The organism is Nostoc sp. 'Peltigera membranacea cyanobiont' 213, from assembly GCF_002245975.1.
Taxonomy (GTDB): domain Bacteria; phylum Cyanobacteriota; class Cyanobacteriia; order Cyanobacteriales; family Nostocaceae; genus Nostoc.
In genome coordinates, this window is the sequence record NZ_NOLI01000226.1 from 1 (window position 1) to 7120 (window position 7120).

4 protein-coding genes and 1 pseudogene are annotated in these 7120 nt (G+C 37.4%); 2 read left to right on the top strand and 3 right to left on the bottom strand.

What is annotated here, in order from left to right:
• Both CDG77_RS32550 and CDG77_RS32555 read left to right on the top strand, forming a co-directional pair.
• Nucleotides 1–214 (top strand): annotated as a pseudogene (locus CDG77_RS32550) (transposase); the annotation flags it as partial.
• Nucleotides 215–306: 92 nt separating this feature from the next.
• Complete coding sequence (locus tag CDG77_RS32555; RefSeq protein ID WP_094333331.1) at nt 307–1662, top strand: CHAT domain-containing protein; 1356 nt, start codon at nt 307–309, stop codon at nt 1660–1662.
• On the opposite strand, the gene CDG77_RS32560 is transcribed toward CDG77_RS32555, so the two are convergent.
• The 3 genes from CDG77_RS32560 to CDG77_RS32570 form a co-directional block, all read right to left on the bottom strand.
• On the bottom strand, nt 1626–2660 hold the full coding sequence (locus CDG77_RS32560) for a hypothetical protein (RefSeq protein ID WP_094333332.1): 1035 nt from the start codon (nt 2658–2660) through the stop codon (nt 1626–1628). The two genes, CDG77_RS32555 and CDG77_RS32560, sit on opposite strands and share 37 nt — an antisense overlap.
• Before the next feature lie 61 nt (nt 2661–2721).
• Nucleotides 2722–4425, bottom strand: coding sequence for a serine/threonine-protein kinase (locus CDG77_RS32565; RefSeq protein WP_094333333.1), 1704 nt, complete (start codon nt 4423–4425; stop codon nt 2722–2724).
• Nucleotides 4426–4445: 20 nt separating this feature from the next.
• Nucleotides 4446–5861, bottom strand: a complete 1416-nt coding sequence (locus CDG77_RS32570; protein WP_094333334.1) for an NB-ARC domain-containing protein — start codon at nt 5859–5861, stop codon at nt 4446–4448.
• Nucleotides 5862–7120 lie beyond the last annotated feature (1259 nt).

The following is a 7120-nucleotide window of genomic DNA, read 5'->3' on the forward strand; positions in this document are numbered from 1 at the left end:
TGGAAAAAGTACCTTAAATCGGCTTGAGCATTGTCCAGAAAATGTATCATCAAGAGCAGATAGTAGATATCACCGTATTGAACATGATGCATCAGCGATAGAAACATTACTAGTTGAGCTATTTATAGAATCGGATCGAAAGCCACCACGACAGATAATTTTAGATTTAGATGTTACCGATAATTTAGTTCATGGGAATCAAGAAGAAACGTTTTTACTTGAAGTTACCATACTCTGGAGGTATTTTGATAATGTATCAATTAAGTTATCTAAAATTTGACTAACCCAAGTGTTTTTTTCTCACTTGTGAGAAATCCGGGTTGGGACATTGCTTATCAATGGCAGTGGAGATTGGGACGTTTGTATCGGCAACTCAAACAAAATCAAAAAACTGATAAAGCATACACATCTGCTCTTAACAGCCTTGACCAAGTTAGAGGTAATATTCTAGCGATGAATCCTGATATCCAGTTTGATTTTAAAGAAAAAGTTGAACCTGTATATCACGAATACATGGAGTTCCTATTCTCTCAAGAAGATAATTCACAACGAGCAGTTGCAATTCAAGACAAGCTGAGAATTGCGGAAATAGAGAACTTTCTTCAATGTGGAAGATTAGCTACATTTTCTCCTCCGGCTAATAGCCAAGACTTTTCTAGTTTTCCACCAGTTATCTTTTTTATAAAATTAGAGAACCAAATTCAAGTAGTTGTTCAAACTTCAAAACATTTTTATAGACACAAAATAGATAACAAATTAGCTCGTGATTCTATCGATAATTTTATCAGGGTAATTCACAATCAACAATTCGTTAAAGTTCAAAGTTACGATTATATTACTTATGCTCATAATCTTTATAAATTGTTAATCGTCCCCATCAAACAGTATTTACCAAAATCAGGAAATTTAGTCTTTATTCTCGACAGCTATTTTCAAAGTATCCCTTTTGATATGCTGTATGATGGCAACAAGTATCTCACCGAATCATACGCTATTTCAAACGCATCCAGTTTCCAACAATTACAAGCTAAATTTGAAAAAGAAAAGCAAATAAAGGTTTTATTTGCTGGCATCTCGGAAGCTGTCATTCTTTCCGAAAAAACTTTAGTCACGGAAAGTTTTCAACCTCTTCCTCAAGTCAATCAGGAAATTAAGAATATTAAAAAAAATATTAATTCTGTGTCAGTATTACTCAATGATGAATTTACTAATCACAACTTTCGAGAGAAATTTGAAACCGATTCATTTCCTATAGTTCACCTGAGTACCCATGCTCAGTTTAGTTCAGATCCTGACAACACTTTTCTGTTGACTTGGAAAGAACTTCTTAAAGTCCAACAATTAAAATCTTTGTTAAAAAATAAGCAATCTCCTATTGATTTACTTGTTTTAAGTGCTTGTGAGACTGCTAAAGGAGATCGACGTTCAGCTTTGGGAATTGCTGGCATTACTGCACAAGCTGGAGCGCGGAGTACCTTAGCCACACTTTGGTTGGTAGATGCCGAATCTACCGCCCAACTCATTGGTGAATTCTACAAGGGTTTAAAAAATGGTCTAACTAAAGCACAGGCATTAAGGCAATCACAGTTAAGCCTAATATCCAGCAATAACTACTCCCACCCATACTATTGGGCGGCTTTTATTCTTGTTGCTAGCAGCTGACTTTGAGCAACAGCTGCAATTTTTGCTCCAGTTTCTGCCTTGGCTAATTCGTCGGGATTGTTAACTTTTTGGGCTAATGCGATCGCACTCTTATATGCACTACTGGCAGCAGAGAGTGCATCTCCTTGTAGGTAGCGTTCGCCTAACAATCGGTAAATAGCTGGGTTTTGGGAACTTACTTTAGTTCGTGCAGATAACACCGCAATCGATTCATCTATCAACCCTTGTGCATTGTATACAGCATCTATATCGATCGCCAATTCATCTAGGGACTCTTGGAGAGTTTGAAGATGCTTTATTGTTGTCGCTACCTGCTGCGATCTGTCTTCTGACACTAACACCAAGAGACTCTGACTTGCAATGAACTTCTCTCCTCGCTTGGCAATTATGTTTACGTCATAAACATTTCCCGCCTGCAATGCTGGCTGGTCTTTCGGGTATGGTAGTTGCGTATTTTGAACTGACAACGACCAACTTACTCCTATGCCCTCTACTTGCACTATATAGCTACTAACTCCTGGTGTTGTAGCCCAGGATAGGACAGGACGGGGATTAATACTCGTAACTCCATAAGGGGTAATTAATTTCGGCGCATCTGGATCGTCATTTGGGCTTTTAATATTGATGCAATTGTGTTCATTTTGTAAACTACAACCACTTCTTTCTCTCGTAGAAAGGGGTAAACATTGAGCGCCAATAGTGCCAGCAGAAACTTGTAAAATACTTCCCCTTAGATAGCAAAAAACTTCAACTTTACCCCCCGATTCTGGATTTATTTGAGCTGACTTGCAAACTTTGCTCAAGCTTGGCCAATGGCGATCGCCTTTGATGATTTTGGCAATTGGCTCACATCTGCCAGATTGTAAATTTTGCGTTGTTATCGGTCGATTTTGTCCTGATGCGCCCAAATTTGAAAATAATAATATTGACGCAATTGCTGCTACTTGAAATTGGATACACTTTTTTGTTCTATTTACTGATTTTAGTACAGTCCGCATCACATTTATCAGATATTCTCTAATCAGATAATTTAAGCAAAATTAAAGATTTTAGTCAATTTTATTTAAAAATCCTCTGTAATATTTCCTGCCTCCATCTTTGCACTTCTGGCAGAGATGAATTTACACTATTTTCCATTAAGCAAATCTCCCAGTACGCTTGTGCATATTTTAAATCACCTAATGCTTCTTGTGTCTGTGCTAACAAGCAATAAGCATCTACTCTTTGAGGATCTAATTTAACCGATTTTTCTAAGTATTCTTTTGCCTCTGCATAACGCTGCTGTTTTAATCTTGCCCAGCCTAAATTTTTGTACAACCCAGCTTGCCATTGAGGATAAGAAGTGCGTTTTAATCCTTCAATTGCAATTGTTGCAGCTTCTGAATATTTTTCTTGTCTGTTTTTCAAGCGTGATAAATTACTGACAGCATTCATTGCTTGGTTGCCGCTGTACTGAATTGCTAATTTGTATTGCTGCTCTGCTAGATCGTATTTATCTTGTTCATCGTAAAAATTTCCCAAATTATAGTGTACTTCCCAACCTAATGGTTGTAAACTTAAAGCTTTTTCATAGTTTTCGCCTGCACATTTGAAGTCTTGTATCTGCTGACAAGCTACTGCTAAATTATTATATGTTTTCTCATCTTTAGGATTGTATTGTGCTGCTAATTTATAATACTTCTTAGCTATTTTTGGCTCATTCTGTCGCGCAGCTTTGTAAAAATAGTAACTAGATAAAGCTAAATAAGTTCCTTGACAAATAGTAAAAAGTATTACTATAAGTAATCCGGTTCCTAACCATTTAAATAGACTAGATTGAAAAGCTCGGTTTAGCTTCAACTTAAACGGTAATTCCTCCAAACGCTGTAAAATGACTTGTGTAGATGGTGGACGTTTCCCTGGAGCCGGAGACATTAATTCATCCAACAAATCAGCAAAGGGTTTTTCAATCTCTCGTGCTTTATTTCTCCAAACAAGTCTTGTTGTTTTTGGGTCTGTTGGCAGATTAATTACATGAGTTCCAGTTACTAAATATGCTAATGTTCGCCCTAAAGCATAGAAATCTGATTGCGGTAAAGCTTGCCCGTTAATTTGTTCTAGGGGAGTAAAGCCAGGCGTTACAAGTGCTGTAATTTCATGATGACCAAGCCCCATATCATTCCCCCCACTTCCGCTAACTTTCGTTAGATAAGTACCAGTTACTTGTCGGACTGCACCAAAATCAATTAAACCCAACTGACCATCAGGTTGAAGAATAATATTAGAAGGTTTAATATCTCTATGAAAAAAACCACTCCGGTGTACTTTATCGAGAATTTTTACTAGTTGTATAAGCCAATCCAGAGCTAAGGCTTGAGAGATTTTTCCATTACCTTTTGCCCATTCTTCTAAGTCCTGTCCCTCAAATTTCTGCATAACTAAGCAATGCAGTGTCCTGTAACTTTTTTCAGGAATAACAGTCAATAAATCGTCTATAACTCTAGGAATCCCTGGATGGTCGAACAATTGAAGCGTCAGCGTTTCTCGTTCTAATAACTCGATTTCTTTAGATTCCTGCGATTTCAAAACCTTCATCACCTTGTGGATGCCTTTATCATCCACTACTTCAAAAATTTCTGTATTGTAACGAAAGTCTAAAGGGCGTAATGGCTTAATTAACCTAAACCGCTGCTCAATCAGCAGTTCCGTTCCGCAATAAAGGCATCTTTCACTATCATCAGGGTTTTGCCTCTGTTTACACTTAGGATTGATACAATAAATCACCTTTGTAAGTTATATATAGATTAAGCTGCTGATTTAGAATTTTTCAATCCATAACGATATCCTTTAGAAGTATATATAGAAATGTACTTTCTTACTTGAGGTTGTAAAGTCAAAAATATTTCTTTCTCAGCACTTACTTTTCGTTCAATTAAAGAACGTTCATCCAAGGACTCCAGAGCTTCGATTATTTCCGTAGTCGTTATTAGATATTCATTTGGTTTCTGTCTTAAGTAATTCAGCAATTGATTAAAGGAAATTGAATCAACTGGTAAGATAGTTAGCTTTTCTGACAAATAAGTTAAAATTTCCTTTTCTAAATCAGTCAAGCGTCCATTTCCTTTAAACATCCTGTCCAAATTATCTTGAAATATATCTGTAATTAACGTCGTTTTATATTTCAAAAATTCTTTAACACTTCCACCAAAAAAATTCTTAATTCTCTGAGAAACCATTTCTAGAGATAAAGGATTTCCACGATAAATTTCAACTAAATCTCCCCATTCATCCTCGTCAGATAAACCTTTATTTTTGAGAATTAATAACGCTTCTTTTCCCACTAATCCTTCAACCTTCATACTTCTAGCTGGCTGACCCTTGTGTTCTAAGCGATTAATATCAATAAATGGTTCACGACTAGTTAATACTACACAGCTTTGATGTTGTTTCTCTATTATGCTTCTAAAAAATCCTTCATAATCTGCATATTTATCACCATAAGGGCTGGAATCAGTATTCCTATCCCCCTGTAATAAAGCTTCTGTTGAATCTAAAACCACCAAGTAGCGACGTAATTCGAGTTGTTTAAAAAACATTAAAGCCCTATCTTGAGTGGATTCGGGCAAGTCTAGCTTCTGATTTTCTAAATCAGCCAGAAGCTTAAGGAGATCGGCAAGCAACTCTGGAAGTAACGGACTATAGGAAACTGACTTCCAAATAAAACTATCAAATTCAATCGACGCCACACGCATAACTTCAATCAATTTAGCGATTAAAGCGCTTTTGCCGATTCCTGGCTGGCCTATAAGTGCTACACAACGTTCCTGAGTTACCAATTCTTTTAACATGGCCATCTCAGGCGTCCGACCGTAAAACTTAGATACGTCAGGCAAATGTCCCCCAATAACGGCTAGACCAGTAGATGCTTCATCTGAGATGGCTGACCTAAGATCAAGCATTTGTTCTTCTAAAATGCGACGCAGTCGTTTCTTTGTAACTTTTTCTCCGTTACCGAGTATCCCTGTTAACAACACCCACAACTTAGGTGCTACACGACGCTGCAAAAAATCAAAGTTACAAGGTACGTTCTCCGCTATCTCTTTATAATCTAAATCGAGCCAAGCAGCCTCAATTACAATTTTTTCTGCCTTCTCTAGCCACCTGCCTTCTTTTGCAAACACTAAGTCATCTATCACTTTGATAACTTGTTTAACATCCACCTTTTTACAAACTCCTTTACGTGTTGCTTAAAGATCAGCATTTATGGTGCTACAGGCAATTTCAACTCTAGCAAAAAGTTGAGACTTTTTGCTATATGCCATGTTAGATACATATTTTATTAAATTTGGTAAGACAAGTTGAACTTGAAAAAACCGCATAGTCCTACAATCCTGGAGTAAAGTCAGTAGTCTCAAACGTGTCAGTCGCCAGGGCAAACGTATCTAAATTAATCTTGTCCACGACCAAGATTAAGAATCAGTATTTCTCACTTGCTTCAGTTTGCATAACTCAAAACTATCGCCTAAAACTTTAGCAATAAGCTTAGATTATTGAGATTAGTTTAGCCTCTGTCGAGAATATACTGCTCTTCTTAACATGAGGCGTCCGCACTGGGCCAGTCGTATCTTACATTTTGCTGATATACTAACGAAAATATTTGGTTGTTCAGCGACTTTTCATCCAAAATTAACCATAAAATCAAAACTTAATGAGATCACAAACAAGTAAAAGTTCTGTATGATCAGGTTTATACCTAGTTAAAGAGGAAGAGGCAAGTGAATCCACGTCAATACCAAAATTTAAAGGACAAAGCGCCACTAAGGAGTAGCACTTTGCCCTAAAGTCAAACAGTTTCATATTTTCAGAGCAGGGGTTGATCTCGAAGGAACAAAATAAGTGATGGTTAAAGTTTGGTCGCTTGAATTACCACTAAAAATGTCCTACTGAGTTTAATCCGCGCTGCTTCCCCCATTATACATGGGTTTTCACCAGAACGGCTATTTTTTGGTGGCATATTTTTGGCTGTTTAAATTCTTCAAGGTGAAATGTTAAATTTAATTAATAAACATTCAGAATTTTGTAGCTAAAAGAAGTAGCAGCGCGAATAATAGTTACCAGTTATCAGTCAGAGTCTTTGATAACTGATAACTGATGCAATCCCCTCTGAAGCTTGTCAACCAAGTTATCAGGGAAAAATATCGTGAAAAATGACTTATGCCCAATACATGTTGGTGTCCGGGTTAAGGTAACATCAAAATTTGTTTCAAACACCTCTCCTAGTGATAATGACCAAGCCCCTCTGGGGCGGGGTTTAGGATGTAGGGTGTGGGGTGTAGTAGAAGAGATAGCCCCTACAACCCGATTGTCACTTGCCCGGTTTTTTAGGACGATTGCAAAGGTCTGGGTTTCAAGCCACGTTCAATGCTGTATCCCCTACCCCCCACACCCTACATCCTAAACCCCGCCCCAGAGGGGCTTG